Origin of the sequence: Pseudomonas sp. B1(2018), assembly GCF_003097365.1 — a bacterium.
GTDB lineage: Bacteria > Pseudomonadota > Gammaproteobacteria > Pseudomonadales > Pseudomonadaceae > Aquipseudomonas > Aquipseudomonas laurylsulfatiphila.
This window is the reverse complement of sequence record NZ_PYUK01000026.1, coordinates 1-24,597: the sequence shown is the minus strand read 5'-3', so window position 1 is coordinate 24,597 and position 24,597 is coordinate 1. Positions and strand designations below refer to the sequence as shown.

The following is a 24,597-nucleotide window of genomic DNA, read 5'->3' as shown; positions in this document are numbered from 1 at the left end:
TCTCGCCAGCGTATCTCGCCTATAGAAAGGAAAGCCAATCGATGCCGCAGGTGGATCCCGAACTCTTCGACCGAGGCCAGTTCCAGGCTGAACTGGCCCTGAAGGCAAGCCCGATCGCGGCCTTCAAGAAGGCGATCCGCCAGGCCCGCGAGGTGCTCGACGCACGTTTTCGCAATGGCCGGGACATTCGTCGACTGATCGAGGATCGCGCCTGGTTCGTCGACAACATCCTGCAAAAGGCCTGGGAGCAGTTCAGCTGGAGCGAGGACGCCGACATCGCGCTGGTCGCGGTCGGCGGCTACGGCCGCGGTGAATTGCACCCTTATTCCGACATCGATTTGCTGATCCTGCTGGACAGCGCGGACCACGAAGTTTTCCGCGACTCCATCGAGCGCTTTCTGACACTGTTGTGGGACATCGGCCTGGAAGTCGGTCAGAGCGTTCGCTCGGTCGAAGAGTGCGCCGTCGAGGCCCGCGCCGACCTGACGGTCGTCACCAACCTGATGGAAAGCCGCACCATCGCCGGCCCCGAGCGTTTGCGCCAGCGCATGCTGGACGTCACCAGCACCGGGCACATGTGGCCGAGCAAGGACTTCTTCCTGGCCAAGCGTGCCGAACAAAAGGCTCGCCACCACAAGTACAATGACACCGAATACAACCTGGAACCCAACGTCAAAGGCTCACCCGGCGGCCTGCGGGATATCCAGACGATTCTGTGGGTGGCCCGTCGCGAGTACGGCACCCTGAACCTGCGGGCACTGGCCGGCGAAGGCTTCCTGGTCGAAAGTGAAAACGCCCTGCTGGCCTCTTCCCAGGAATTCCTGTGGAAGGTTCGCTATGCCCTGCACATGCTCGCCGGTCGCGCCGAAGACCGCCTGCTGTTCGATCACCAGCGCACCATTGCCGGGCTGCTGGGGTTCAAAGGCGACGACGCCAAGCAAGCCATCGAAAATTTCATGCAGCAGTATTACCGGGTGGTGATGAGCATCGCCCAGCTCAGCGACCTGATCATCCAGCACTTCGAGGAAGTCATCCTCGCACCGGAAGACGAGGCACCACCGCAGCCGATCAACTCGCGCTTCCAGCTGCATGATGGCTATATCGAAGCACGCAACCACAACGTTTTCCGCCGCACGCCGTTCGCCATGCTGGAAATTTTCGTATTGATGGCCCAGCAGCCGGAAATCAAGGGCGTACGTGCAGACACCATTCGCATGCTGCGGGAAAGCCGTCACCTGATCGATGACGACTTCCGCAACGACATTCGCAATACCAGCCTATTTATCGAGCTGTTCAAGTGCAAGATCGGTATCCACCGCAACCTGCGACGAATGAACCGCTACGGCATCCTGGGTCGTTATCTGCCCGAATTCGGCTTTATCGTCGGGCAGATGCAGCATGACCTGTTCCACATCTATACGGTCGATGCCCATACCCTGAACCTGATCAAGCACCTGCGTAAGTTGCAGTACACACAGGTGTCGGAAAAATTCCCGCTGGCCAGCAAGCTCATGGGCAAGCTGCCCAAACCCGAGCTGATCTACATGGCCGGCCTGTACCACGACATCGGCAAAGGCCGGCATGGCGACCACTCGGACGTCGGCGCGGTCGACGCCGAGGCGTTTTGCCAACGTCACCAGTTGCCAGTGTGGGACAGCCGCCTGATCGTATGGCTGGTGCAAAACCATCTGGTGATGTCGACCACCGCCCAGCGCAAGGACCTGTCCGACCCGCAGGTTATCCACGACTTCGCACAGATCGTCGGCGATGAAACCCGCCTTGACTACTTGTATGTGCTGACCGTCGCCGACATCAACGCCACCAACCCGACACTGTGGAATTCCTGGCGCGCCAGCCTGCTGCGCCAGCTCTACACCGAAACCAAGCGTGCCCTGCGTCGTGGCCTGGAGAATCCGGTGGATCGCGAAGAGCAGATCCGCCAGACCCAGAGCGCCGCCCTGGACATTCTGGTGCGCGGCGGCACCGATCCGGACGATGTCGAGCAACTGTGGGCGCAGTTGGGTGATGACTATTTCCTGCGTCACACCGCCGGCGATGTGGCCTGGCACAGCGACGCGATCCTCCAGCAACCGGCCGATGGCGGCCCCCTGGTGCTGATCAAGGAGACCACCCAGCGCGAGTTCGAAGGCGGGACCCAGATCTTCATCTACGCCCCCGACCAGCACGACTTCTTCGCCGTGACCGTGGCCGCGATGGACCAGCTCAACCTGAACATCCATGACGCCCGGGTCATCACCTCCAGCAGCCAGTTCACCCTCGACACCTACATCGTGCTCGACACCGACGGCGACTCGATCGGCGACAACCCGGCACGGGTCAAACAGATCCGCGACGGCCTGACCGAGGCCCTGCGCAACCCGGACGACTACCCGACCATCATCCAGCGCCGGGTACCGCGCCAGCTCAAGCATTTCGCCTTTGCACCACAGGTAACGATCCACAACGACGCCCAGCGGCCGGTGACGGTGCTGGAGCTCACCGCGCCCGACCGCCCGGGCCTGCTGGCACGGATCGGCACGATTTTCCTGGAGTTCGACCTGTCGCTGCAAAACGCCAAGATCGCCACCCTCGGCGAGCGCGTGGAAGACGTGTTCTTCATCACCGACGCCCACAATCAGCCGCTGTCCGACCCGTTGCTGTGTAGCCGGTTACAAGATGCAATCGTCGAACAGTTGAGCGTCAACCAGGAACCCGATATCAAACTGTCGCGCATCAGTATCTGAATCAAACCCATCCCCTGTAGGAGCTGCCGCAGGCTGCGATCTTTTGATCTGCTTTTTAAGATCAAGATCAAAAGATCGCAGCCTTCGGCAGCTCCTACATTGAACGAGGCCCCTCATGAACAACGCTTTATCCCAGCTGCAGCCCTACCCGTTCGAGAAGCTCCGCGCCTTGCTCGGCAGCGTCACGCCCAACCCGGACAAGCGCCCTATTGCGCTGTCCATTGGCGAGCCTAAACACCGCTCGCCGAGCTTCGTCGCCGAAGCCCTGGCCAGCAATCTCGATCAGATGGCCGTATACCCGACCACCCTCGGCATCCCGGCCCTGCGCGAAGCCATCGCCGCCTGGTGCGAACGTCGCTTCGATGTCCCCAAGGGCTGGATCGATCCCGCGCGCAACGTGCTGCCGGTCAACGGCACCCGCGAAGCGCTGTTCGCCTTCACCCAGACCGTGGTCAACCGTGGCGATGACGCGCTGGTGGTCAGCCCGAATCCGTTCTACCAGATCTACGAAGGCGCGGCGTTCCTCGCCGGGGCCAAGCCGCATTACCTGCCGTGCCTGGACGAAAACGGTTTCAACCCGGATTTCGACGCCGTTTCGCCGGACATCTGGAAACGCTGCCAGATCCTGTTCCTGTGCTCGCCAGGCAATCCGACCGGCGCACTGATTCCGGTTGAAACCCTGAAAAAGCTGATCGCCCTGGCCGATGAGTACGATTTCGTGATTGCCGCGGACGAGTGCTACAGCGAACTCTACTTCGACGAACAAACGCCGCCGCCAGGCCTGCTCAGCGCCTGCGCAGAACTGGGCCGCAAGGACTTCAAGCGCTGCGTGGTGTTCCACAGCCTGTCCAAGCGTTCGAACCTGCCAGGCCTGCGTTCCGGTTTTGTCGCCGGTGACGCCGACATTCTCAAAGGCTTCCTGCTTTACCGCACCTACCACGGCTGCGCGATGCCGGTTCAAACCCAACTGGCCAGCGTTGCTGCATGGAATGACGAAGTGCATGTGCGCGCCAACCGTGCGTTGTATCGCGAGAAGTTTGATGCGGTACTGGAAATCCTCAGCCCGGTGCTGGACGTACAGCGTCCGGACGGCAGTTTCTACCTGTGGCCGAATGTGGCCGGTGACGACGCAGCGTTCTGCCGCGATCTGTTCGAGCAGGAGCACGTGACCGTGGTGCCGGGTTCTTACCTGTCGCGGGATGTCGATGGCGTCAATCCAGGCGCCGGGCGCGTGCGCATGGCGCTGGTTGCACCATTATCAGAATGCGTTGAAGCGGCAGAACGTATTCGCGACTTTATCACTCGCCGCAACTGACACTAACAAGGCCTGTACTGTGCAACGCAGTACAGGCCTCTCCTCAGCAACAACATCTCATATACAGCAACTTTACAGCGTGACGCTCATTTAAATAATCTCCTACTCGAAACCAATTAATTGTCCGGATTAAACCTCGAGAAGGAGAGCGAAAATGCCACATCAAGACCCTTGCAAAGCTATATAAAAGCCCCCAACAAACCGCAAACAAACCAAACCAACAAATCTCATTTTAAACAAACTACAACCGATAAAAGACACGGACGCCACCCCTATGAAAATTGGAACTTGCAGTTTCCCTGAAAGCATTGACCCGATTGCATCCTATGAGGCCGCAATCAGTGAGCGCAGTGATAATGCCGAACCCAACACTTCCAAACGAGCCAAGAGAAGTGTCGCTGTGCATACTAAATTCTGGAAGCCTGGTCGAATCCTGAAAATAGCCATGTACGACGAAGACCAGAAAACCATCGACAAAGTCAAAAGCATTGCGAGCAAATGGATAGAGTATGCCAATTTGAAGTTTGAATTCGTTTCAGGAGCAGAGGGCGATATTCGTATAAAAATCGAGCAAACCCAATACGGCGATTCTTACTCCTATCTCGGTACAGATGCGCTCACCCGCCCCCCTGAAAAAGAAACAATGCAAATAGGGCTGCCTTTAGAAGATGATGAGTTTGAATTCAGCGTATTACATGAGTTTGGACACGCACTTGGCCTCGCCCATGAACATCAGCACCCGGACGCAGATATTCCTTGGGATCGGGAAAAAGTTTACGCATGGTATAAAGAAGAATTCAACCTTGAACGCGATCAAGTTGACAGAGACGTTCTCCCACTACCCCGCAACACAAACTACACCTACGGTGATTACGACTCCTTGTCAATCATGCACTACGACATCGATAGCAGACTTACCATAAACAACTGGAGCCACCCAGGAGGCTCCACACTAAGCAGGAAAGACCTGGAGGTAGTCAGTAAGATTTACCCTCACGGGACACCATACATACCCCACTCACTGATTGAGTTACTTAACAAAATAAAGGCGCCATTTACTGGCAGTTCCAATTAAAACATCCTGAAGATATCCTCCAACAAACTGATCGTTTCTTGAGGACTATTATTTTCAATGCATCTTCCATGTACGCCACGCAACAATGGAAACATGTACATTATTACTTGACCGTTCCAAGCTTGGCCTCACTCAGATCAAGCTCCCCCAGCACCTCACGCAACACGTCATCGCCAATCTGGTGCTGACGACTGAGTCTGTACAACTCCAGGCGCTGCGCCCGCAGCGCCTTCACCCGCAAGCGCCGCTCCAGCAAGTCCATCTGAAAGGCCAGGGCCTGGGCTTCGGCTGAATCGTTGAACACCTCCAACTGGTGTCGGTATTCGGACATGATCCGTGCCTTGAGTTCGGCCGCCAGCGCGGACTCGGCGGCGTCCTGCGGGTTGATCTCTTCTGTCTCCAGCGCATGAATGGCCGCTTCGGCGGTCTTGCGCCAAGCGTCGCGCACTTCATTGCGCCGCTTGTCGTCCGGGCTGGCTTCGATGCCGCGCAACAACAGTGGTAGCGCGATGCAGGCCGCAATCAACGACAGCAGAATCACGCCGGCGGCGATGAATATCAGCAGATCGCGCTCGGGAAACGCACTGGCCCCCATGAGCATTGGCACCGACATCACACCCGCCAGCGTCACGGCCCCACGCACACCCGCCACAGTCAGTAACCAACAGGATCGTGCCGTCGGCACCTGCGTCACCTCACCCTTGCCGCGCAGGCGCCGCAGCAGCACCGACAGCCGCCAGATGCTTTGCACCCAGACGAACCGCAAAACCAGCAGCACCAGGAAAATCGCCACCACATCCAACCCGCGATACAACAACGTCGGCCATAACGAGGTTTCGTGACTGGCCACCGCCTTGATGATGTCCGGCAACTGCAGGCCCAACAGCAGGAAAATCAAGCCGTTGAAGGCGAACTCCAGCAATGACCAGACACTGCGATTGAGCAGGCGCGTGTTGGTCTGGCGCGGCAGCAGATCGAGCCAGCTCTGCATCATCCCCGCCGCCACCGCCGACAGGATGCCTGACACCTCCATGCGCTCGGCCAGCACGTAGGCCGCAAACGGCAGCAACAACATGAACACCACGTGCGTCGCGGGGTCATCCCAGCCGCGCGCGATCATCCACGCCCGCAGACGGCCAACCAGCCAGCTCAAGGCCACCCCGACGGCCAGCCCGCCGACGGCGACCAGCACGAACGTCAGACTGGCATTGGCCAGTGAGAACACGCCGGTGACCGCCGCCACCAAGGCAAACTTGAACGTCACCAGGCCCGAGGCGTCGTTCATCAGCGCCTCACCCTGCAAGATGTGCATCAATGGCGTGGGCAGCCGATTGCGGGAGATGGCCGACACCGCCACCGCATCCGTCGGCGACAGCACCGCCGCCAGGGCAAACGCCACCGGCAACGGCACACCGGGCAGCAGCCAATGAATGAAATAGCCGGCGCCCACCACGGTAAACAACACCAGGCCCACCGCCAGGGTCAGGATCGGTCCGCGCAGGTGCCAGAATTCGCGCTTGGGCATGCGCCAACCGTCGGAGAAAAGCAGCGGTGGCAGAAACAGAAACAGGAACAACTCGGGATCCAGGGCCACATGCAGCCCCAGAGTCGGCCACGCAAGCAATGTCCCGGCGGCGATTTGCACCAGCGGCAACGGCAGCGGGATCACCCGTCCGATCAGGCGCGAAACGCCGACCAGCATCAACAGGATCAGGACGGTGTAGGCGGTTTGCATAAAGCGTGGTTCCCGGACAATCGACAGCATTGAAGTGCCATATTAGCTGCTTAGACTACCTGGGGGCCCTTGCACCAATGTCGCACAACGGAATACCGCCCCCTGTAGGAGCAGCCGGTCGACGCTCGATTGCTCGCGATGGTCGTTAACGATTACGCCGGCTACCTGATACCCCGCGGCGCTCTCTGGTTCATCGCGAGCAAGCTCGCTCCTACAAGGTGCTACGCCATGACAAAAATACAAACCCGACCACAGCCGCCGCGAAACCGTCCGGCCATGGCATAATCCTCCACCTTTTATTTCCAGCACCTGCAAAGGGGGCAATTCCTTGACCGTTTCAAGCAAAACGTTGCACCTTTTCGGCATCAAAGCCTGCGACACCATGAAAAAGGCGCGCACCTGGCTCGATGAACACGCTGTCAGCTATGACTTTCATGATTACAAAGCGGTCGGTATCGACCGTGAACACCTGACCCAATGGTGCAGCGAGCACGGCTGGGAAGTGGTGTTGAACCGTGCAGGCACGACCTTTCGCAAGCTCGACGACGAACGCAAAGCCGATCTCGACCAGACGAAAGCCATCGAACTGATGCTCGCACAACCTTCGATGATCAAGCGCCCGGTGCTCGATCTCGGTGACCGAACCCTGATTGGCTTCAAGCCAGACATCTACGCGGCCGCGCTCAAGTAAGCAGCCCGTTCAATTTTGTTAGAGGTATTCACATGTCCGCTACCCTGTTCAGCCTGGCCTTCGGCGTCGGCACTCAAAACCGTCAAGGCGCATGGCTGGAAGTGTTCTACGCCGCCCCGGTTCTCAAGCCATCGGCTGAAGTCGTCGCCGCTATCGCACCGATCCTGGGCTACACCGAAGGCAATCAGGCCATCGCATTCAGCACCGCCCAGGCCTCGCAACTGGCCGAGGCCCTCAAAGGCGTCGACGCCGCCCAGGCTGCCCTGCTGACCCGTCTGGCCGAGAGCCACAAGCCGCTGGTTGCCACTCTGCTGGCTGAAGACGCCCAGCTGTCGTCCACCCCGGAGGCGTACCTCAAGCTGCACCTGCTGAGCCATCGCCTGGTCAAGCCTCACGGCCTGAACCTGGCCGGGATTTTCCCGCTGCTGCCGAACGTGGCCTGGACCAGCCAGGGCGCTGTCGACCTGAGCGAACTGGCCGAACTGCAACTCGAAGCCCGCCTGCGCGGCGAGCTGCTGGAAGTGTTCTCGGTGGACAAGTTCCCGAAAATGACCGACTACGTGGTTCCGGCCGGCGTGCGTATCGCTGACGCTGCGCGTCTGCGCCTGGGCGCCTACGTGGGCGAAGGCACCACCGTGATGCACGAAGGTTTCATCAACTTTAACGCCGGCACCGAAGGCCCGGGCATGATCGAAGGCCGCGTATCCGCCGGCGTATTCGTCGGCAAGGGTTCGGACCTGGGCGGCGGCTGCTCGACCATGGGTACCCTGTCGGGCGGCGGCAACATCGTGATCAAGGTCGGCGAAGGCTGCCTGATCGGCGCCAACGCCGGTATCGGCATCCCGTTGGGCGACCGCAACACCGTCGAGTCGGGCTTGTACGTGACCGCCGGTACCAAAGTCGCGCTGCTGGACGAAAACAACCAGCTGGTCAAAGTGGTCAAGGCCCGTGAACTGGCCGGCCAGCCGGACCTGCTGTTCCGTCGCAATTCGGAAACCGGTGCCGTGGAATGCAAAACCCACAAATCGGCCATCGAATTGAACGAAGCGCTGCACGCCCACAACTAAGCGTCACACGATGACCCCGTAGGAGCTGCCGCAGGCTGCGATCTTTTGATCTTGTTTTTTAAAGATCGCAGCCTGCGGCAGCTCCTACAACGTCAGGCGTTCCCCCCGCCCATGTTCACCAGGGCCCGATAACATGATGATTCTCTCTCCCTGGCGCGCCGATTTTCCGGCCATCGCCGCCCTGCAGCGCCAAGGCCAGACCTATCTGGACAACGCCGCCACCACGCAAAAACCTCAAGCCCTGCTGGACGCCCTGGCGCACTACTACGCCAATGGCGCAGCCAACGTGCATCGGGCGCAACACTTGCCCGGCGCCCACGCCACCCAGGCGTTCGAGGACAGCCGTCGCAAAGCCGCGCAATGGCTCAATGCTGGCGATTGCGGGCAGATCATCTTTACCCACGGCGCGACGTCCGCGCTGAATCTCCTGGCCTATGGCCTGGAACATCTTTTCAATCCGGGCGACGAAATTGTCATCAGCGCCCTGGAGCATCACGCCAACCTTTTGCCGTGGCAGCAACTGGCGCACCGTCGCGACCTGAAGCTGGTGATCCTGCCGCTGGATGCCAACGGCGTGATCGACCTTGAAGCCGCCGCCGGTTTGATCGGCCCACGCACGCGTCTGCTGGCCGTCAGTCAACTGTCCAACGTGATTGGCGCGTGGCAACCGCTGCCTCAATTGCTGGCACTGGCCAAGGGGCACAACGCCCTGACCGTGATCGATGGCGCCCAGGGCGTGGTCCATGGCCGCCACGACGTACAAGCATTGGGCTGCGATTTTTATGTGTTCTCCAGCCACAAGCTCTACGGCCCCGATGGCCTGGGCGTGCTGTTCGGGCGCAATGCAGCGCTGCAACAGCTGCGTCCCTGGCAGTTCGGCGGTGAAATGGTGCTCGATGCCAATTATCACGACGCCCGCTTTCGCCCGGCCCCTCTGGGCTTCGAGGCCGGGACGCCGCCGATTGCCAGTGTGATCGGCCTGGGAGCAACCCTCGATTACCTCGCCGGGCTTGATCAGGACGCCGTGTCCGCCCATGAAACGGCGCTGCATGCCTGTCTGCTCAAGGGGCTTGAGGCACGTCACGGCATCCGCTTGCTGGGCAAGCCGCAAGTGGCACTGGCCAGTTTTACCGTCGAGGGTGTACATAATGCCGACCTGGCGCATTTGCTGACTGAACAAGGGATTGCAGTGCGCGCAGGCCATCACTGCGCCATGCCGCTGCTCAAACGCTTTGAACTGGCGGGGGCGATTCGCGTGTCATTGGCGCTGTACAACGACTCCGAAGACCTGCAACGGTTTTTTGAAGCCCTGGATCAGGCGTTGGAGCTGCTGCGATGAACCTGCCTGCCGATGCCGTGACCGCACTCGATACCTTTGGCAAAGCCGCCGGCTGGGAACAACGGGCACGCCTGCTGATGCAATGGGGCGAGCGTCTGCCTGCCTTGAGCGACGCGCAGATGTGCGACGCCAACCGGGTGTACGGTTGTGAAAGCCAGGTGTGGCTGGTGGGCGAATTGCGCGACGGCCATTGGCAGTTCAGCGCCAACAGCGATGCGCGGTTGATTCGCGGGTTGGTGGCGTTGTTGCTGGCGCGGGTCAACGGCTTGTCGGCGGCCCAATTGCAGCAGGTGGATTTGCCGGACTGGTTCAATCAGTTGGGATTGGGGCGGCAATTGTCCGAATCCCGCAGCAATGGCTTGAATGCGGTGCTACAGCGGATGCGCGAACTGGCCGCCTGATCGCCCCCAAACGCCCTAGGAGCTGCCGAAGGCTGCGATCTTTTGACTTTGCCCTTTTAAAAACAAGATCAAAAGATCGCAGCCTGCGGCAGCTCCTACAGGTGTCGACCTCAGGCTTGGGGCTTGATGCGTTCCGCCGGGCGCCGCACACCGGCCACGATCTTGTCCACAGCCTTGGTCGCCGCGACCATGCCGAAGGTCGCCGTCACCATCATCACCGCGCCAAACCCGCCGGCGCAATCGAGCTTCACGCCATCACCGACAAAACTCTTCTGCAGGCAAATGCTGCCGTCCGGTTTCGGATAACGCAGCTGCTCGGTGGAAAACACGCACGGCACGCTGTAATGGCGGGTCACTGTGCGTGAAAAGCCGTAGTCGCGGCGCAGCGTAGAGCGCACTTTCGACGCCAGCGGGTCGTTGAACGTGCGGTTCAGGTCGCAGACCTGAATCAAGGTCGGGTCGATCTGCCCGCCCGCACCACCGGTCGTGATGATCTGGATCTTGCGACGCTTGCACCAGGCGATCAGCGCAGCCTTGGCGTTGACGCTGTCGATGCAGTCGATCACGCAGTCGATGTTCGGCATGATGTACTCGGCCATGGTGTCGCGGGTGACGAAGTCCGGCACCGCGTGCACCGTGCAGTCCGGGTTGATCCCGCGCAGACGCTCAGCCATCACCTCGACCTTGGGTTTGCCGACGGTACTGTCCAGCGCGTGCAACTGACGGTTGGCGTTGCTGACGCAGACGTCGTCCAGATCGAACAGCGAAATCTCGCCCACGCCACAACGGGCCATGGCTTCCGCCGCCCAGGAACCGACACCACCGACGCCGACAATCGCCACATGGGCTGCGCGCAGGCGCTCAAGGCCTTCGATGCCATACAAACGGGCAATGCCGGCAAAACGCGGATCTTCAGTACTCATGACCATTACCCCAAAAACCGGCGGGCATTATATGGCGATATGAAGACAAAACCAGTTACAGGAAAAATAGAAAGAACTTTAACGAAATCACATTGCCCAACGTCCGGCAATTCCCTGTCCGCTGTAGGACCAGAGAATGCCCGGTATAGGATGCGCGCCCATTGGCGACGGCCAACCGTTCCTCCGTTCCACAGTCTTTGGAACCCGAAATAGCTATGTCATCGCGTAAATTTGGACTCAACCTGGTCGTGGTGCTCGCCATCGCGGCCCTGTTTACCGGCTTCTGGGCGCTGATCAACCGTCCGGTCACCGCCCCCAACTGGCCTGAACAGATCTCCGGCTTCTCCTACTCGCCATTCCAGCAGGGCCAGTTCCCGCAGAAAGACCAGTACCCGACCGATGATCAAATGCGTCGCGACCTGGAGATCATGAGCAAGCTGACGGATAACATCCGCATCTACTCGGTCGATGGCACCCTGCAAGACATCCCGAAACTGGCGGAAGAATTCGGCTTGCGGGTGACACTGGGGATCTGGATCAGCCCGGACCAGGAACGCAACGAACGGGAAATCACCCGCGCCATCGAAATCGCCAACTCCTCACGCAGCGTGGTTCGTGTGGTGGTCGGTAACGAAGCGATCTTCCGCAAGGAAATCACCGCCGCCGAACTGAGCGTGATGCTCGACCGAGTCCGTGCTGCCGTGAAGGTGCCGGTGACCACGTCCGAGCAATGGCACGTCTGGGAGGAACACCCGGAACTGGCCAAGCACGTCGACCTGATCGCCGCGCACGTCCTGCCTTACTGGGAATTCATTCCAGTAGACAAGGCCCAGCAGTTCGTTCTGGATCGCGCCCGCGACCTGAAAAAAATGTTCCCGAAAAAGCCGCTGCTGCTGTCCGAAGTGGGCTGGCCGAGCAACGGCCGCATGCGCGGTGGCGCCGATGCTTCGCCCGCAGACCAGGCGATCTACCTGCGAACCCTGGTCAACAAGCTCAATCGCCAGGGTTTCAACTACTTCGTGATCGAAGCGTTTGACCAGCCGTGGAAAGCCAGCGACGAAGGTTCCGTCGGCGCCTACTGGGGCGTGTTCAACGCCGCGCGCCAGCAAAAGTTCAACTTCGAAGGCCCGGTGGTGGCGATTCCGCAATGGCGCGTATTGGCCATCGGCTCGGTGGTATTGGCGCTGTTGTCGCTGACCTTGCTGATGATCGACGGCTCGGCCCTGCGCCAGCGTGGTCGCACCTTCCTGACCTTCATCGCGTTCCTCTGCGGTTCGGTGCTGGTGTGGATCGGCTACGACTACAGCCAGCAATACAGCACCTGGTTCAGTCTGACAGTGGGTTTCCTGCTTGCCCTCGGTGCGCTCGGGGTGTTTATCGTGTTGCTGACCGAAGCCCATGAATTGGCAGAAGCGGTGTGGGTGCACAAGCGCCGCCGCGAATTCCTGCCAGTGGAAGGCGATTCCGGCTACCGCCCGAAAGTGTCGATTCACGTGCCTTGCTACAACGAGCCGCCGGAGATGGTCAAACAGACCCTCAACGCCCTGGCCAACCTCGACTATCCGGATTTCGAAGTCCTGATCATCGACAACAACACCAAGGACCCGGCGGTCTGGGAACCGGTACGCGATTATTGCGAAACCCTCGGCCCACGCTTCAAATTCTTCCACGTGGCACCGCTGGCCGGCTTCAAGGGTGGCGCGCTGAACTACCTGATTCCGCACACCGCCAAGGACGCCGAAGTGATTGCCGTGATCGACTCGGACTACTGTGTCGACCGCAACTGGCTCAAGCACATGGTGCCGCACTTCGCCGACCCGAAAATCGCCGTGGTGCAGTCGCCGCAGGACTACCGCGACCAGAACGAAAGCACCTTCAAGAAGCTCTGCTACGCGGAATACAAAGGCTTCTTCCATATCGGCATGGTCACCCGCAACGACCGCGACGCGATCATCCAGCACGGCACCATGACCATGACCCGCCGCTCGGTGCTCGAAGAGCTGGGCTGGGCCGACTGGTGCATCTGTGAAGACGCCGAACTGGGCCTGCGCGTATTCGAAAAAGGCCTGTCGGCGGCGTACTACCACACCAGCTACGGCAAAGGCCTGATGCCCGATACCTTCATCGATTTCAAGAAACAGCGCTTCCGCTGGGCCTACGGAGCGATTCAGATCATCAAGCGCCACACCGCCAGCCTGCTGCGCGGCAAGGACACCGAGCTGACCCGCGGCCAGCGTTACCACTTCCTCGCGGGCTGGTTGCCGTGGGTGGCGGACGGCATGAACATCTTCTTCACCGTCGGTGCGCTGTTGTGGTCGGCGGCAATGATCATCGTGCCGCAACGGGTCGATCCACCGCTGCTGATCTTCGCAATCCCGCCGTTGGCGCTGTTCGTGTTCAAGGTGGCCAAGATCATCTTCCTCTACCGTCGTGCGGTCGGGGTGAACTTGAAGGATGCCTTCTGCGCGGCGCTGGCCGGTCTGGCGTTGTCTCACACCATCGCCAAAGCGGTGCTGTACGGCTTCTTCACCAGCAGCATTCCGTTCTTTCGCACACCGAAAAACGCCGACAACCATGGCTTCTGGGTAGCGATTTCCGAAGCGCGCGAAGAGTTGTTCATCATGTTGCTGCTGTGGAGCGCGGCGCTGGGGATTTATCTGGTCAACGGCATGCCGAGCAACGACATGCGCTTCTGGGTCACCATGCTGCTGGTGCAGTCGCTGCCGTATCTGGCGGCGCTGATCATGGCGTTCCTGTCGTCGCTGCCGAAACCTTCGACAGAGGCTGCGCCCGCGACGGCGTGATCGGTTATTGGATAACGTTAAACGGCGGCCTTCGGGTCGCCGTTTTGCTTTAGAATGATCGCCCTTTTGCACTGTAGGAGCTGCCGAAGGCTGCGATCTTTTGATCTTGATCTTTCAAAAGCAAGATCAAAAGATCGCAGCCTTCGGCAGCTCCTACAGGTTTACTGTGCGTACCTCGGAGTTTTCACATGACGGCCCACGCCGACCTTTCGCCGACCCTTCAACTCGCCATCGACCTGATCCGTCGTCCGTCCGTGACGCCGGTCGACGCCGATTGCCAGAAGCAGATGATGCAGCGCCTGGGCGATGCCGGTTTCACCCTGGAACCGATGCGCATCGAAGATGTGGATAACTTCTGGGCCACCCACGGCCAGGACGACGGTCCGGTGCTGTGCTTCGCCGGCCACACCGACGTGGTCCCGACCGGCCCGGTGAGCGCCTGGCAGATCGAGCCGTTCAACGCGCTGATCGACGAACACGGCATGCTCTGCGGCCGTGGCGCCGCCGACATGAAAGGCAGCCTCGCCGCCATGACCGTCGCGTCCGAGCGCTTTGTCGCCGACTACCCGAATCACAAGGGCAAAGTCGCGTTCCTGATCACCAGCGATGAAGAAGGCCCGGCGCACCACGGCACCAAGGCAGTGGTAGAACGCCTGGCCGCGCGCAAGGAGCGTCTGGACTGGTGCATCGTCGGCGAACCGTCGAGCACCACCCTGGTGGGTGACGTGGTCAAGAACGGCCGCCGCGGCTCCCTCGGCGCCAAACTGACCGTGCGCGGCGTGCAAGGTCACGTGGCTTACCCGCACCTGGCGAAGAACCCGATCCACCTCGCCGCTCCGGCCCTGGCAGAACTGGCCGCCGAGCATTGGGACCACGGCAACGATTTCTTCCCGCCGACCAGTTTCCAGATCTCCAACGTCAATTCCGGCACCGGTGCGACCAACGTGATCCCGGGTGACCTGGTGGCGGTGTTCAACTTCCGTTTCTCCACCGAGTCCACGGTCGAAGGCCTGCAAAAGCGCGTCGCCGATATCCTCGACAAGCATGGCCTGGACTGGCACGTCGATTGGGCCCTGTCCGGCCTGCCGTTCCTCACCGAGCCGGGCGCGCTGCTGGACGCGGTGTCGTCGAGCATCAAGGACATCACCGGTCGCGACACCAAGGCGTCCACCAGCGGCGGCACCTCCGACGGGCGCTTCATCGCGACCATGGGCACGCAAGTGGTTGAGCTGGGCCCGGTCAACGCGACTATCCACCAGGTCAACGAGCGCGTACTGGCAGCCGACCTCGATGTGCTGACCGAAATCTACTACCAGACCCTGATCAAGTTGCTCGCCTGATGCTTGCCTGCCCTATCTGCAGCGCACCGCTCAATGCGGTGGACAACGGTGTGGTCTGCCCCGCCGGGCATCGTTTCGACCGTGCGCGCCAGGGTTACCTGAACCTGCTGCCGGTGCAGCACAAGAACAGCCGCGCCCCTGGGGATAACCAGGCGATGGTCGAAGCCCGCCGTGACTTCCTGAATGCCGGGCACTATGCGCCGGTGGCCAGGCGTCTGGCGGAGCTGGCCGCCAGCTATGCGCCGCAGCGCTGGCTGGACATCGGCTGTGGCGAGGGCTACTACACCGCGCAGATCGCCGAGGCGCTGCCGGAGGCCGAAGGTTATGCGCTGGACATCTCCCGCGAAGCGGTCAAACGCGCCTGCAAACGCAACCCGCAGCTCACCTGGTTGATCGCCAGCATGGCGCGGGTGCCGTTGGCTTCCGGCAGTTGCCAGTTCCTCGCCAGCGTCTTCAGCCCGCTGGACTGGGAAGAAGCCAAACGCCTGCTCAGCGTCGGCGGCGGCCTGATGAAAGTCGGGCCGACCAGCGGCCACCTGATGGAATTGCGCGAGCGGCTGTACGATGAGGTCCGCGAGTACATCGACGACAAGCACCTGGACCTGGTGCCGGAAGGCATGGCGCTGGCGCATAGTGAAACCCTGGAATTCAAACTGACGCTCCACAGTGGTCAGGACCGGGCGAACCTGCTGGCGATGACACCTCACGGCTGGCGCGCCAGTGCCGAACGCCGTGCTGCCGTTATCGAGCAGGCCGAGCCGTTCGAGGTCACCGTGTCGATGCGCTACGATTATTTCGTTCTTCAATAACTTCAAACATTTTTGGTCTTGGGCAACGGCTCAAGGCCGGCTAAATCCGCGAATGGATTTTTCAGACCCGCAGTGAGGACATCCATGCGCCAGCCCGATATCGAGATTTACCTGAAAGACGCCGACGTCGATCACAAAGCCATTGCCGCCTGGCTCGGCGCGGCACTTGGCCCATGTTCGGATTGGGTCCAGAAAGGCCAGACCTACAAGTGCAAGGCCGGCAGCGTGCCGGTGACCTGGCTGCCAAAAGCGGTCGGCAAGTGGAACAGCCTGTACCTGGAAAGCGACCAGACCCCATGGGACGACGACATCGCCTGCGCCCGCGCCGCGTTTGCCGCGCTGAACGTCGAAGTGCGTTGCGCGCCGGGAACCTGGGTCGAGGAAGAAGGTGAAGAGACGGCGGACCGCTGGATTCGCATCAGCGCCGATGGTGAAGAAGAGATCACCTGGAAGACCGCTTAAAAGCAAAAAGATCGCAGCCTGCGGCAGCTCCTACAAGGTTATGTGTACACCTGTAGGAGCTGCCGCAGGCTGCGATCTTTTGATCTTAAAGGTTACAGCCCCACCACATCCTCAGCCTGCAACCCCTTCTGCCCTTCGACCACCGCATACTCAACCTGCTGACCTTCGGTCAGTGAACGGTGCCCCTCGCCACGAATCGCGCGGTAGTGCACGAACACGTCCACCCCGTCCTCGCGCTGAATGAAGCCGTAGCCCTTGGCGTCGTTGAACCACTTCACGTTGCCGGTTTCGCGTGTTGCCATTTGTTCATACTCCCTTTTTATTATTGATCGGGCTTTTCGCAGGAAAGCCTCGGGAACGTCAGCCTGCGCATACCGGTCCCATGAGGGCAACGGCGACAGAGCGCCGAGTATATGACAGACGCTGAAACTCTCAATAGCACTTTACTTCGCCGCTTTTTTGCCGATTTTCGACGAATCCGGCACACTACGCAGCGCCCGAGCAAACGCTTGGTTTCATTCACTCATGCAGAAGCCGTATGACCCGTTCCCCGTTCCGCCGTCTTGTGTTTGGCACCCTGCGCCGACTGTTGTACCTCTGGGTTCGCTCGGAGACGATCAATCAGTCGTCGTTCACCCTCAACCTCGACCGCAGTCGTCCGGTGTTCTACGTCCTGCAAAACCCCTCGCTGACCGACCTTGCCGTGGTCGACACCGAATGCAGCAAGGCGGGCCTGCCGCGCCCGGTGCTGCCGGTATCGGTGGGCAACCTGCTGGAACCGGCCGCGTTCTTCTACCTGACGCCGGACCCGGACTGGCTCGGCCGTCAGGACAAGCGCGGCGCACCGCCAACCTTGACCCGCCTGGTCAGCGCCCTGAGCCAGAACGCCGCCGAAGACGCGCAGATCATTCCGGTCAGCGTGTTCTGGGGTCAGTCGCCGGACAGCGAAAACAGCCCGTGGAAACTCCTGTTCGCCGATAGCTGGGCGGTGACCGGGCGTCTGCGTCGCTTGCTGAGCATCATCGTATTGGGGCGCAAGACCCGCGTGCAGTTCTCCGCGCCGATCCACCTGCGCGAACTGATCGAGCACAACAAGGGGCACGAGCGCACCGTGCGCATGGCCCAGCGCATCCTGCGGGTGCACTTTCGCAACCTGAAGGCGGCGGTGATCGGCCCGGACATTTCCCACCGTCGCAACCTGGTCAAGGGCCTGCTGAACCAGCCGCAGGTCAGACAAGCGATCCTCGACGAAGCCGAACGCGAGAACATTTCACCGGAAAAAGCCAAGGCCCAGGCCCTGCGCTATGGCAACGAAATCGCCTCGGACTACACCTACACGGCCATCCGTTTTATGGAAGTGGTGCTGAGCTGGTTCTGGAACAAGATTTACGACGGGATCAAGGTCAACCACATCGAAGGCGTGCAGAAGGTCGCCCAGGGTCACGAAGTGATCTACGTCCCCTGCCACCGCAGCCATATCGATTATCTGCTGCTGTCCTACCTGTTGTTCCGCAACGGCCTGACCCCGCCGCACATCGCCGCCGGGATCAACCTGAACATGCCGGTGATCGGCGGCCTGCTGCGTCGTGGCGGCGCGTTCTTCATGCGCCGAACGTTCAAGGGCAACCCGCTGTACACCTCGGTGTTCAACGAATACCTGCACACCCTGTTCACCAAGGGCTTCCCGGTGGAGTATTTCGTCGAGGGTGGCCGTTCGCGCACCGGGCGCATGCTGCAACCCAAGACCGGGATGCTGGCGATCACCCTGCGCAGCTTCCTGCGCTCATCGCGCATGCCCATCGTCTTCGTACCGGTGTACATCGGCTACGAGCGCGTACTGGAAGGCCGTACCTACCTTGGCGAGTTGCGCGGTGCGGCCAAGAAGAAAGAATCGATCTTTGACATCTTCAAAGTCATCGGCGCACTCAAGCAGCGCTTCGGCCAGGTCGCGGTGAACTTCGGCGAGCCGATCAAACTGGCGGAATTCCTCGACAGCGAACAGCCGAACTGGCGCCAACAGGAACTCGGCCCGCAGTTCAGACCCGCCTGGCTCAACGAAACCACCAACCGCCTCGGCGAGAAGGTTGCCCGGCATCTGAACGAAGCGGCGGCGATCAACCCCGTCAATCTCGTTGCCCTGGCGCTACTGTCCACCAGCCGCCTGGCTCTGGATGATCGCGCCATGGCGCGGGTGCTCGACCTGTATCTGGCGCTGCTGCGCAAAGTGCCGTACTCGCCACACACCACCCTGCCGGACGGTGACGGCCGCGCGCTGATCGAGCACGTGAAGGACATGGACCTGCTGTCCGAGCAGAGCGATGCCCTGGGCAAGATTCTGTATCTGGACGAACAGAACGCCGTCCTGATGACCTACTACCGCAACAACGTATTGCACATCTTCGCCCTGCCGGCACTGCTGGCGAGCTTCTTCCAGAGTGCCTCGCGCATGAGCCGCGAACAGATCCTGCGCTACACCCGCGCGCTGTACCCGTACCTGCAAGCGGAGCTGTTCATTCGCTGGTCGCTGGACGAACTGGACGGGGTGATCGATCAATGGCTGGAGGCGTTCGTCGAACAAGGCCTGCTGCGTTTCGAGAACGATGTGTACCTGCGCCCGGCGCCAAGCTCACGGCATTTCGTGTTACTGACGCTGCTATCGAAAAGCATCGCCCAGACCCTGCAGCGCTTCTACATGACCGTGTCCCTGCTGCTCAACAGCGGTCAGAACAGCATCAGCGCCGAAGAACTGGAAGACCTGTGCACGGTCATGGCCCAGCGTCTGTCGATCCTGCATGGCCTGAACGCTCCGGAGTTCTTCGACAAGAGCCTGTTCCGCCACTTCATCCAGACGATGCTCGACCTCGACGTGCTCAAACGCGATGAAGCGGGCAAGCTCGGTTATCACGAACTGCTCGGCGAACTGGCCGAAGGCGCGGCCAAACGGGTGTTGCCGGCGGAGATCCGCCTGTCTATCCGGCAAGTGGCGTTGCATCGCAGTGAAGATGCGGCGGAGTTGGTGACGCCAGTCTGACTTACTCACATCTCTGCGCGGAAGTTTCATGGCTGAAGCAAGGACGCTTCTGGCTCATGCCACCACTTTTTCGTCCCTGCTCCCAGGAATCCCCCTACATAGCAAACGTTGCCTCGACCCTATGCTGGGCCCTCGTCACTACCGACGATCAATCGATAAGGAAATCAATATGAGCAACGAACTCCTCAGCATCAGCGGTAAAGTGTATTTCCTGGAAAATACTGTACTGCGGCGTAACTCGACTCTTTATGTCCGTCTGGAGGATGTCAGTCTGCAAGATGTCGCAGCAAAAGAGCTGGCCGTACAGATCACTACCAATGCAGAAAAAGCCGGGCTGAACTTCAACCTGACGTACAAGCTTGCTGATGTCCTGCCCGGCCATCGCTATGCACTCAGCGCGCGCATCAACCACGAAGACCATCTGCACTTCATCTCCACTCAAACTCACCCGGTGGAACTGGGTGTCGATCATGTGAAGGAACAGGAAGTGCTGGTCCAGCTCGTCTGAGAACACTCCCCAGGCAAGTTAGGCGATATCCTCGGTAAAATCCGTTAAATTGTCGTTGGCGCCGGTCTTCTTCGGGTGCCAATGACAAGGATCCGCTTCATGAAAAAACTCTCTCTCCTCGGGCTTGCGGTTTTGCTCGGCGCCTGCCAATCCCTGCAACCTGCCCCGAAGGCCAGCCTCGACGGCGAAGTCTTTTACCTGCAACGCAGCGCCCTGCCGCCCACCGCTACCCTGAGCGTGAGCTTGCAGGACGTGTCCCTGGCCGACGCACCGGCCATTGTCCTCGACGAACAGAACGGCCCGGTCAAAGGCCAGGTGCCACTGCCGTTTCATCTGAGCTACGATCCGGCGCAGGTCAAACCCGGCCATCGCTACTCAGTCAGCGCGCGCATCGAAGTCGATGGAAAGCTGATGTTCATCACCACCGAAAACCATGCCGTGCGTCTTGATGGCAAGGACCCGCAACCGCTGAAAATCCGCGTCGACGCCGTTCGCTAATTCTCTCTTTTCTGAACAAGGAAGCTGCCATGCTCCGCCCTATCCTTCGTTTTGCCGGCCTGTGCGCAGGTTTGATGATCTGTGCCAACGCCCTGGCGCTCTCCCTCAGCGACCTGTCGCAGAAAGACGCCACCGGCGGGCTCAAGGACGCACTGACCCAAGGCGCGCAACTGGCCGTGAAACAGCTCGGCACCCCGGGCGGCTTTAGCAACAACCCGGAAGTAAAAATCGAACTGCCGGGCAAACTGGGCAAGGTCGCCAGCAAAATGAAACAGTTCGGCATGGGTGACCAGGTCGATGAACTGGAAGCCAGCATGAACAAGGCGGCCGAAACCGCCGTGACCCAGGCCCAGCCAATCCTCGTCGATGCCGTGAAGAAAATGACCGTGGAAGACGCCAAGGGCATCCTCAGCGGCGGCAACGACTCGGCCACCCAATACCTGAACAAGACCAGCCGCGAACAGATCCGCGCCAAGTTCCTGCCGATCGTCAAGCAAGCCACCGACAAGGTGGGCCTGGCCCAACAGTACAACTCGTTCGCCGGGCAAGCGGCGACCATGGGCGTAGTGGACGCGAAGAATGCCAACGTCGAAAACTACGTCACCGAACAGGCGTTGAATGGCTTGTTCGAAATGATCGGCAAACAGGAAGAAACCATCCGCAAGAACCCGGCGGCTGCGGCGACCGGTTTGGCGAAGAAGGTATTCGGCACGCTCTAGGTCCCGAGAAACCGCTGTGGTAGCGAGCCTGAACTGGTGCGCTGCATTGCAGTGAAGATGCGGCGGATCTTGTCGAGCGCAACTGACCGTCACCTTTCCCGGAAACAGGGACGTTTCCGATCAATCCCATATGCGATTCGCCTTCTCACAGAGAGCTTTTCCTACGCAAGGCGCGATTGCGTTGGGGGTACGCTCAGCGCTCGTCATTTCGACGAACCAACGGATAAGGAAATCATTATGACGCAACATACAATCAACGCACTTTTGCACTTTCCTCCGGACTACGAAGTACCGGAAGGCTGCGACATCAATATCAGAGTACAAAACATTACCGACAGAACTATGCCGACCCTTCACGGGATATGGGGCAGCAACACACTTCCCTCGGCACGCCCCATCAATTTCGCTGTCCATGTCCCTTCAAACCGGTATGACGTCGGAAGTCGCTTTGTCATCAACGTAAAAATCTCCCATCAGAACACCGCGCTCTTGCTGGATATAGAGCGAGAGTTCCATTGGGCAGGTGGGGATCACGATGCAGACATTTATTTGAGCCCCTTGGGCTACATCGCCGTGGAAAAGACCTGGATGCCGAGGATTGGTTACCCTGCGGACTCGAAACTGTATGTAAATCTGATTGAACCCGTTAGCGATGAGAACGACGAGACCCTTGTGTGTGAAGGGGTCGGCTTGACCGCGGAACCCAATTTCTATTTGAAATATGACCCCTCCATGATCAAACCGGGCCGACGTTACACGCTGGTCGGTTCATTTGAGAACTATGGCCAGCGTCGACTGTCGCTGGGACTTCATCCAGACAATCTGATACTGAAACCAAATGATGTTGTTCCTCTTCCAGGTTTCGGTGCCTCTACCTAAAAACCTGCGGATCGACACTTGACGCAAGATCCACTTATTTCATGTCACAGGCGTCAGTATTCTACTGGCGCCTTCGATATGGAGCTGCTCATAAAAACACTGATCCTGGACGACCACGGGCGTAGTGGACGCGAAGAATGCCAACGTCGGGATTGGACCTGCTCGCTCCCATATTGGTTCAGGTCACGGAGGCAGGTCGTAGAAAAAATACCCACTCCTGTCCCATCTTCCGTTTCTCAAATAACTTCAACTCGACCAGCCCATTCAATGTGGCTGATGCCGTGTTGTAAGAGCACCCCAGATTTTCCTTCACATTGACCGCAGTAAATTCCTTGGCCATTCCGCTCTTGGCCACTTGAAACACGGCCCGCTGATTCTCCGTGAGTTGCTCGAGAAAACCACTGTCCCGCAACCAACGATCAAAGCACTCGGCATCAACCAGACTTTTCCGATACGCCTGGGTAAAACTGCCCACGGCACGCAGCACCACCGAACACTGGAAATCGATGAAATACGTCAGATCCAGATCATCCGCCTCGGTATCCAGGTATGAGCGCCCGTACTTCACCGGTGCATTGCGTAGCAAGACGCTGATCGCGATGTAGCGGAACGCCGAGAAGTCATTCTTGAACATGAACCAGTAAAACAGCGCCCGCGCGACCCGACCGTTGCCGTCACGAAAAGGATGCTCATAACCCAGGGCAAAATGCAGAGCGATGCCTTTGATCAAAGGATGAAGGTAATCCGCTTGATAGAGGTTGTTATGGGAATGGTTGATCCATTGCGCCAGCGCCTGCAAACGCAACCCGATACCTGCTGCGGGCGGCGGCGTATGAACGGTGTTGCCCTCGCCATCCTGCACCACGACATCATCACGGCTTCTGAACACCCCCGGCGAATACTGCAGATCATCGATGCCCTCGACGCCAACGCGGTGCATCGCCGCGATCAACTCAACGCTCAAAGGCTCGTAGCGCTGCTCCCAGGCGAAGTTCATCATCTTGAAATTACCGATGACCATTCGCTCGTCCGGCGTGCGCGGCAGGCGATGACGCTTGAGCATGTCCTTGGCCACTCGTGTCGTGGTTGCCGCGCCTTCGAGCTGGCTGCTACTGATGGCTTCATCTTCAATCAGGTCATTGAGCAGATAGCTGAAGTGCGCACGCTCGCCGATCTGGCTGGTCATGTACTCCAGCACGGCCGTAGTGGTTTGCCGGTCTACCGCGGAAATAGCCTTTTGCGCCAACGGCGTCAGCACGAATTGCAGCCACCGCACCGGATCACCCAATGGCAAAAGACTCGAATACTGCGCCGTCCGGGCTTTCTTGACCAAGGCCCAGCACAAACTGGAATCCAGACCCGGCGCCCAGCGATAGCGCAACGCATCGAATGGCAGATAACGCCCCTGATCGTCCAAGTGCTTGAGCAGAGCCAGGTAATCCGAGAGGCGTTCCTTGTGAGGCGACTGCCCTAGCCGATCAAACACCGGGTCGGTCCGTCCCCGCAACTTGGGTGGATTCTTCATGCACACTGTCTCAAACATTCACAAAACCGGGGGTTGAGTACAACACCTGGGCTCATGAGCCTCAATATCAGACGGGTCCGAGATAAATGTAGGAATAATGAAGGCTCGCTGATGGGTACAGGTTCAGCGGGCTTCTTCGTATTGCTATTGCTGCTGATCCAACTGATCGAGCACGCGATTCACTGATAGTTGCGCGAGGACAATCATCTGCTGAATGCCGAGTGCCAGATTGCAGGTTGGGCCGGCCAGGAGGGACGACAGTTCGGTTGCCATTACATTGGCTGAAGCGAGGGTTTCGTAGGCATGGACCAGCAAGGTTTCGGAGTCGACGCCTGGGTGGATAGTGAAAATTGGGCAGGGGCGATTTGAAATTCTCGTTTTTTTCTCGGATTCAGAGGCAGAGTAATCCGGACTGTCTTTGATCATTGCGAAGCTCCCAAAGTAGGCGCCTAACGACTATTCGCGGGCTTGCAGTCCCGGTCGCTGAAGTGGCAGCGACGGACAAAGGCTAGAGATCGTGCTTCTGACGGGCAAGCTGAAAGTCTTGTGGGAATGGTCTGAATGGTTGGCTTGGGCGGTAAACGTTGTTGACTGTCAGGACGCCTTCGCGGGCAAGCCCGCTTGTATGGTAGGACTTGAAGGGAGGAGGAGGGACAAAGCCCGATTCTGACTGTTAGCGCAGTACAGATCCGTGGGAGATTTCGCCCCTCCTCCTTTCACCCAAGCGCCGAT

The 24,597-nt window shown here is 59.5% G+C and carries 21 protein-coding genes; 16 read left to right on the top strand and 5 right to left on the bottom strand.

Annotation, left to right across the window (positions count from 1 at the left end; genetic code table 11):
- Window positions 1-41 precede the first annotated feature (41 nt).
- From C9422_RS28875 to C9422_RS28865, 3 genes are all read left to right on the top strand, one after another.
- Window positions 42-2,744 carry a [protein-PII] uridylyltransferase gene (locus C9422_RS28875; protein ID WP_116582990.1) on the top strand — a complete coding sequence of 901 codons (2,703 nt, stop codon included), beginning with the start codon at window positions 42-44 and terminating at the stop codon, window positions 2,742-2,744.
- A gap of 115 nt (window positions 2,745-2,859) precedes the next feature.
- Window positions 2,860-4,059, top strand: a complete 1,200-nt coding sequence (gene dapC, locus C9422_RS28870; protein WP_007978397.1) for a succinyldiaminopimelate transaminase — start codon at window positions 2,860-2,862, stop codon at window positions 4,057-4,059.
- Between the two features lie 274 nt (window positions 4,060-4,333).
- Window positions 4,334-5,134: a M12 family metallopeptidase gene (locus C9422_RS28865; protein WP_116582989.1), complete on the top strand. Its 801-nt coding sequence runs from the start codon at window positions 4,334-4,336 to the stop codon at window positions 5,132-5,134.
- A gap of 103 nt (window positions 5,135-5,237) precedes the next feature.
- On the opposite strand, the gene C9422_RS28860 is transcribed toward C9422_RS28865, so the two are convergent.
- A complete protein-coding gene (locus C9422_RS28860; RefSeq protein ID WP_116582988.1) occupies window positions 5,238-6,869 on the bottom strand; it encodes a Na+/H+ antiporter in 1,632 nt (543 codons plus the stop codon).
- A gap of 328 nt (window positions 6,870-7,197) precedes the next feature.
- Here C9422_RS28860 and C9422_RS28855 point away from each other — a divergent pair, with 328 nt between their 5' ends.
- From C9422_RS28855 to C9422_RS28840, 4 genes are all read left to right on the top strand, one after another.
- Window positions 7,198-7,560 carry an ArsC family reductase gene (locus C9422_RS28855; protein ID WP_007978403.1) on the top strand — a complete coding sequence of 121 codons (363 nt, stop codon included), beginning with the start codon at window positions 7,198-7,200 and terminating at the stop codon, window positions 7,558-7,560.
- 32 nt (window positions 7,561-7,592) lie between these two features.
- Entirely contained in the window at window positions 7,593-8,627 is a 1,035-nt protein-coding gene (dapD, locus tag C9422_RS28850; RefSeq protein WP_116582987.1) for a 2,3,4,5-tetrahydropyridine-2,6-dicarboxylate N-succinyltransferase, read from the top strand.
- Between the two features lie 133 nt (window positions 8,628-8,760).
- Window positions 8,761-9,966 (top strand): aminotransferase class V-fold PLP-dependent enzyme, encoded by a 1,206-nt coding sequence (locus C9422_RS28845; protein ID WP_116582986.1) that lies wholly within the window; start codon window positions 8,761-8,763, stop codon window positions 9,964-9,966.
- Entirely contained in the window at window positions 9,963-10,367 is a 405-nt protein-coding gene (locus C9422_RS28840; protein ID WP_116582985.1) for a SufE family protein, read from the top strand. The genes C9422_RS28845 and C9422_RS28840 overlap by 4 nt, the downstream gene beginning before the upstream one ends.
- Before the next feature lie 110 nt (window positions 10,368-10,477).
- Here the strand turns inward: C9422_RS28840 and tcdA are convergent, their stop codons facing one another.
- On the bottom strand, window positions 10,478-11,296 hold the full coding sequence (tcdA, locus tag C9422_RS28835; RefSeq protein WP_116582984.1) for a tRNA cyclic N6-threonylcarbamoyladenosine(37) synthase TcdA: 819 nt from the start codon (window positions 11,294-11,296) through the stop codon (window positions 10,478-10,480).
- A 209-nt stretch (window positions 11,297-11,505) separates the two neighbouring features.
- Between tcdA and C9422_RS28830 the strand changes: the two genes are divergently transcribed.
- The 4 genes from C9422_RS28830 to C9422_RS28815 all read left to right on the top strand — a co-directional run bounded on the left by C9422_RS28830 (window position 11,506) and on the right by C9422_RS28815 (window position 16,705).
- Window positions 11,506-14,094 (top strand): glycosyltransferase, encoded by a 2,589-nt coding sequence (locus C9422_RS28830; RefSeq protein WP_116582983.1) that lies wholly within the window; start codon window positions 11,506-11,508, stop codon window positions 14,092-14,094.
- A 188-nt stretch (window positions 14,095-14,282) separates the two neighbouring features.
- Window positions 14,283-15,434 (top strand): succinyl-diaminopimelate desuccinylase, encoded by a 1,152-nt coding sequence (gene dapE / locus C9422_RS28825; RefSeq protein WP_015093751.1) that lies wholly within the window; start codon window positions 14,283-14,285, stop codon window positions 15,432-15,434.
- Complete coding sequence (locus C9422_RS28820; RefSeq protein ID WP_116582982.1) at window positions 15,434-16,243, top strand: putative RNA methyltransferase; 810 nt, start codon at window positions 15,434-15,436, stop codon at window positions 16,241-16,243. The genes dapE and C9422_RS28820 overlap by 1 nt, the downstream gene beginning before the upstream one ends.
- An 84-nt stretch (window positions 16,244-16,327) precedes the next feature.
- Window positions 16,328-16,705 (top strand): hypothetical protein, encoded by a 378-nt coding sequence (locus C9422_RS28815; protein WP_116582981.1) that lies wholly within the window; start codon window positions 16,328-16,330, stop codon window positions 16,703-16,705.
- Window positions 16,706-16,797: 92 nt separating this feature from the next.
- Here C9422_RS28815 and C9422_RS28810 read toward each other — a convergent pair whose 3' ends face one another.
- The gene (locus C9422_RS28810) at window positions 16,798-17,007 is read right to left on the bottom strand and encodes a cold shock domain-containing protein (RefSeq protein ID WP_007954750.1); all 210 of its coding nucleotides are present in this window, start codon (window positions 17,005-17,007) and stop codon (window positions 16,798-16,800) included.
- 236 nt (window positions 17,008-17,243) lie between these two features.
- On the opposite strand from C9422_RS28810, the gene plsB reads away from it, so the two are divergent.
- The 5 genes from plsB (at window position 17,244) to C9422_RS28785 (ending at window position 22,340) form a co-directional block, all read left to right on the top strand.
- Window positions 17,244-19,736 (top strand): glycerol-3-phosphate 1-O-acyltransferase PlsB, encoded by a 2,493-nt coding sequence (gene plsB, locus C9422_RS28805; RefSeq protein ID WP_116582980.1) that lies wholly within the window; start codon window positions 17,244-17,246, stop codon window positions 19,734-19,736.
- Window positions 19,737-19,905: 169 nt separating this feature from the next.
- Window positions 19,906-20,244: a YbaY family lipoprotein gene (locus C9422_RS28800; RefSeq protein ID WP_007978424.1), complete on the top strand. Its 339-nt coding sequence runs from the start codon at window positions 19,906-19,908 to the stop codon at window positions 20,242-20,244.
- A 99-nt stretch (window positions 20,245-20,343) separates the two neighbouring features.
- Window positions 20,344-20,742 (top strand): YbaY family lipoprotein, encoded by a 399-nt coding sequence (locus C9422_RS28795; protein ID WP_116582979.1) that lies wholly within the window; start codon window positions 20,344-20,346, stop codon window positions 20,740-20,742.
- 29 nt (window positions 20,743-20,771) lie between these two features.
- The gene (locus C9422_RS28790) at window positions 20,772-21,461 is read left to right on the top strand and encodes a DUF4197 domain-containing protein (protein ID WP_116582978.1); all 690 of its coding nucleotides are present in this window, start codon (window positions 20,772-20,774) and stop codon (window positions 21,459-21,461) included.
- Window positions 21,462-21,698: 237 nt separating this feature from the next.
- Window positions 21,699-22,340: a hypothetical protein gene (locus C9422_RS28785; RefSeq protein WP_116582977.1), complete on the top strand. Its 642-nt coding sequence runs from the start codon at window positions 21,699-21,701 to the stop codon at window positions 22,338-22,340.
- Window positions 22,341-22,518: 178 nt separating this feature from the next.
- On the opposite strand, the gene C9422_RS28780 is transcribed toward C9422_RS28785, so the two are convergent.
- Window positions 22,519-23,865 (bottom strand): Fic family protein, encoded by a 1,347-nt coding sequence (locus C9422_RS28780; protein ID WP_116582976.1) that lies wholly within the window; start codon window positions 23,863-23,865, stop codon window positions 22,519-22,521.
- 144 nt (window positions 23,866-24,009) lie between these two features.
- Complete coding sequence (locus C9422_RS28775; RefSeq protein ID WP_116582975.1) at window positions 24,010-24,291, bottom strand: DUF6124 family protein; 282 nt, start codon at window positions 24,289-24,291, stop codon at window positions 24,010-24,012.
- Window positions 24,292-24,597 lie beyond the last annotated feature (306 nt).

Excerpts from the sequence above, each read along its gene's own strand:
- C9422_RS28875 (WP_116582990.1), top strand. The coding sequence starts at position 42 with ATGCCGCAGGTGGATCCCGAACTCTTCGACCGAGGCCAGTTCCAGGCT.
- dapC (WP_007978397.1), top strand. The coding sequence starts at position 2,860 with ATGAACAACGCTTTATCCCAGCTGCAGCCCTACCCGTTCGAGAAGCTC.
- C9422_RS28865 (WP_116582989.1), top strand. The coding sequence starts at position 4,334 with ATGAAAATTGGAACTTGCAGTTTCCCTGAAAGCATTGACCCGATTGCA.
- C9422_RS28860 (WP_116582988.1), bottom strand. The coding sequence starts at position 6,869 with ATGCAAACCGCCTACACCGTCCTGATCCTGTTGATGCTGGTCGGCGTT.
- dapD (WP_116582987.1), top strand. The coding sequence starts at position 7,593 with ATGTCCGCTACCCTGTTCAGCCTGGCCTTCGGCGTCGGCACTCAAAAC.
- C9422_RS28845 (WP_116582986.1), top strand. The coding sequence starts at position 8,761 with ATGATGATTCTCTCTCCCTGGCGCGCCGATTTTCCGGCCATCGCCGCC.
- C9422_RS28840 (WP_116582985.1), top strand. The coding sequence starts at position 9,963 with ATGAACCTGCCTGCCGATGCCGTGACCGCACTCGATACCTTTGGCAAA.
- tcdA (WP_116582984.1), bottom strand. The coding sequence starts at position 11,296 with ATGGTCATGAGTACTGAAGATCCGCGTTTTGCCGGCATTGCCCGTTTG.
- C9422_RS28830 (WP_116582983.1), top strand. The coding sequence starts at position 11,506 with ATGTCATCGCGTAAATTTGGACTCAACCTGGTCGTGGTGCTCGCCATC.
- dapE (WP_015093751.1), top strand. The coding sequence starts at position 14,283 with ATGACGGCCCACGCCGACCTTTCGCCGACCCTTCAACTCGCCATCGAC.
- C9422_RS28820 (WP_116582982.1), top strand. The coding sequence starts at position 15,434 with ATGCTTGCCTGCCCTATCTGCAGCGCACCGCTCAATGCGGTGGACAAC.
- C9422_RS28815 (WP_116582981.1), top strand. The coding sequence starts at position 16,328 with ATGCGCCAGCCCGATATCGAGATTTACCTGAAAGACGCCGACGTCGAT.
- C9422_RS28810 (WP_007954750.1), bottom strand. The coding sequence starts at position 17,007 with ATGGCAACACGCGAAACCGGCAACGTGAAGTGGTTCAACGACGCCAAG.
- plsB (WP_116582980.1), top strand. The coding sequence starts at position 17,244 with ATGACCCGTTCCCCGTTCCGCCGTCTTGTGTTTGGCACCCTGCGCCGA.
- C9422_RS28800 (WP_007978424.1), top strand. The coding sequence starts at position 19,906 with ATGAGCAACGAACTCCTCAGCATCAGCGGTAAAGTGTATTTCCTGGAA.
- C9422_RS28795 (WP_116582979.1), top strand. The coding sequence starts at position 20,344 with ATGAAAAAACTCTCTCTCCTCGGGCTTGCGGTTTTGCTCGGCGCCTGC.
- C9422_RS28790 (WP_116582978.1), top strand. The coding sequence starts at position 20,772 with ATGCTCCGCCCTATCCTTCGTTTTGCCGGCCTGTGCGCAGGTTTGATG.
- C9422_RS28785 (WP_116582977.1), top strand. The coding sequence starts at position 21,699 with ATGACGCAACATACAATCAACGCACTTTTGCACTTTCCTCCGGACTAC.
- C9422_RS28780 (WP_116582976.1), bottom strand. The coding sequence starts at position 23,865 with ATGAAGAATCCACCCAAGTTGCGGGGACGGACCGACCCGGTGTTTGAT.
- C9422_RS28775 (WP_116582975.1), bottom strand. The coding sequence starts at position 24,291 with ATGATCAAAGACAGTCCGGATTACTCTGCCTCTGAATCCGAGAAAAAA.